We start from the raw sequence: 3,097 nt of genomic DNA, 5'->3' as shown, positions 1-3,097 counted from the left end.
TGACGGAGATCTCATCTTAGAGCACGCTTCCCGCTTAGATGCTTTCAGCGGTTATCGCTCCCGAACGTAGCCAACCAGCCATGCACCTGGCGGTACAACTGGCACACCAGCGGTTCGTCCATCCCGGTCCTCTCGTACTAGGGACAGCCCTCCATCAAATCTCCTGCGCGCGCGGCGGATAGGGACCGAACTGTCTCACGACGTTCTAAACCCAGCTCGCGTGCCGCTTTAATGGGCGAACAGCCCAACCCTTGGGACCAACTCCAGCCCCAGGATGCGACGAGCCGACATCGAGGTGCCAAACCATCCCGTCGATATGGACTCTTGGGGAAGATCAGCCTGTTATCCCCGGGGTACCTTTTATCCGTTGAGCGACACCACATCCGTACGTCGGTGCCGGATCACTAGCCCCTGCTTTCGCACCTGCTCGACCCGTCGGTCTCACAGTCAAGCACCCTTCTACGCTTACACTCACCGACCGGTTTCCAACCGGCCCGAGGGTACCATTGGGCGCCTCCGTTACCATTTAGGAGGCAACCGCCCCAGTTAAACTACCCACCAGGCACTGTCCCCCGACCCGATCAGGGCCGCGGGTGAGACACATCATTTCGTCAGAGCGGTATTTCACCGTCGCCTCCACCACGACTAGCGTCGCAGCTTCCCAGGCTCCCGCCTATCCTACACAAACCAGACAATATGCCAATACCAAGCTATAGTAAAGGTCCCGGGGTCTTTCCGTCCTGCCGCGCGAAACGAGCATCTTTACTCGTACTGCAATTTCGCCGAGCATGTGGTTGAGACAGCGGGGAAGTCGTTACGCCATTCGTGCAGGTCGGAACTTACCCGACAAGGAATTTCGCTACCTTAGGATGGTTATAGTTACCACCGCCGTTTACTGGCGCTTCAATTCACCGCGGCACCCCGAAGGGTTGACGGATCCTCTTAACGTTCCAGCACCGGGCAGGCGTCAGTCCATATACCTCACCTCACGGCTTCGCATGGACCTGTGTTTTTAGTAAACAGTCGCTTCCCCCTGGCCTCTGCAACCCCCTCCAGCTTCCGTGCGCACGCACCACCAGAAAGGGCCCTCCTTCTCCCGAAGTTACGGAGGCAATTTGCCGAGTTCCTTAACCACACATCACTCGAACGCCTCAGTATACTCTACCTGACCACCAGTGTCGGTTTAGGGTACTGGCCGACTACCACTCGCTAGAGGCTTTTCTCGACAGCACGGGATCACCGAATTCACTCAAAAGAGCTATGCTTCAGCGCTCACCCTCACTATTGAAAGCAGCATTCCCGGATTTGCCTAGGAATGCGGGCTACCACCTTACCCCGCCTAATCCACCAGACGGTACGGCTACCCCACTGCGTCACCCCATCACTACGCTACACACGGAAAGGACCCCAACCACTCACCTGTGCCAGTACTCCCGAAGGAGCACCAACACCGGCTTGCAGCCGGTTAGCACAACCGCTATCACTCATACGCGGCACTCGGGTACCGGAATATCAACCGGTTATCCATCGACTACGCCTCTCGGCCTCGCCTTAGGCCCAGACTAACCCAGGGCGGAACAACCGTCCCCTGGAACCCTTAGTCAATCGGCGCACAGGATTCTCACCTGTGTTTCGCTACTCATGCCTGCATTCTCACTCGTACAAAGTCCACCCCATGGATCACTCCGGAGCTTCACCCCATGTACGACGCTCCCCTACCCAACCCCAGCACTCGAAAGTACTGGGCATTGCTACGGCTTCGGCGGTGCACTTCAGCCCCGCTACATTATCGGCGCAAAACCACTCGACCAGTGAGCTATTACGCACTCTTTCAAGGATGGCTGCTTCTAAGCCAACCTCCTGGCTGTCAACGCGACCCCACATCCTTTTCCACTCAGTGCACCCTTAGGGGCCTTAGCCGGTAATCTGGGCTGTTTCCCTCTCGACGACGGATCTTCTCACCCGCCGACTCACTGCCGCACTCAACACCATGGCATTCGAAGTTTAGCTGAGCTCAGTAACCGACACGGCCCATCACCCAACCAGCGCCCTACCACCACGGAGCAACATGCGACGCTGCACCTAAATGCATTTCGGGGAGAACCAGCTATCACGGAGTTTGATTGGCCTTTCACCCCTACCCACACCTCATCCCCCCAGTTTGCAACCTAGGTGGGTTCGGGCCTCCACGACCTCTTACAGCCGCTTCACCCTGGACATGGGTAGATCACCCCGCTTCGGGTCTACAACACACCACTCGACGCCCTATTCAGACTCGCTTTCGCTCCGGCTCCACCACACGGCTTAACCTCGCGGCATACCATAACTCGCAGGCTCATTCTTCAAAAGGCACGCCATCACCCGCCTACATGAATCCGAAGACTCATGCCGGGCTCTGACGGTTTACAGGCACATGGTTTCAGGCACTCTTTCACTCCCCTCCCGGGGTACTTTTCACCATTCCCTCACGGTACTCTCCACTATCGGTCACCGGACCTCTTTAGGCTTAGCAGACGGTCCTGCCAGATTCACACGAGCCTCCACGAAACCCGCGCTACTCGGGTGCGTCCCCCGAACACCACCAACAACCTTCACCTACGGGACTCTCACCCTCTCCGGTCGGCTTTCCCACACCGTTCGACTAGCTGCTGATGCGTGAACCTAGTCTCGGCAGAGACTAACGGAAACGTCCCACAACCCCTGACCCGCAACGCCTGCCGGCTATCACACGAACCAGGTTTAGCCTCCTCCGCTTTCGCTCGCCGCTACTCACGGAATCACTCTTGTTTTCTCCACAGCAGGTACTGAGATGTTTCACTTCCCCGCCACACCACCACCCGCCCTATACATTCAGGCAGGCGCGACCGGCCATCAAGCCGGCCAGGTTACCCCATTCGGAAACCCTGGGATCACAGTCCAGTTGGCAACTCCCCCAGGCATATCGCAGCCTCACACGTCCTTCATCGGTCATCCGGCACCAAGGCATCCACCATGCGCCCTACACAACTTAACCAACACGGCCAAGTCAGATAGAAACAAAGACACTCACGCACACTATACAAATCTCAAACAACACACCAGCCACACCCGACACGCC

Annotated in this window: 1 rRNA gene; it reads right to left on the bottom strand. The window is 57.4% G+C overall.

Going from position 1 to position 3,097, the window contains the following annotated elements:
- A 23S ribosomal RNA gene (locus AB0A65_RS26770) occupies positions 1-3,013 on the bottom strand; the annotation flags it as partial.
- Between the last annotated feature and the right edge of the window lie 84 nt (positions 3,014-3,097).

Source organism: Glycomyces sp. NPDC047010 (assembly GCF_040644205.1).
Lineage (GTDB): Bacteria > Actinomycetota > Actinomycetes > Mycobacteriales > Micromonosporaceae > Glycomyces.
The sequence above is the reverse complement of the archived record's forward strand: the minus strand, read 5'-3'. Positions and strand labels throughout refer to the sequence as shown.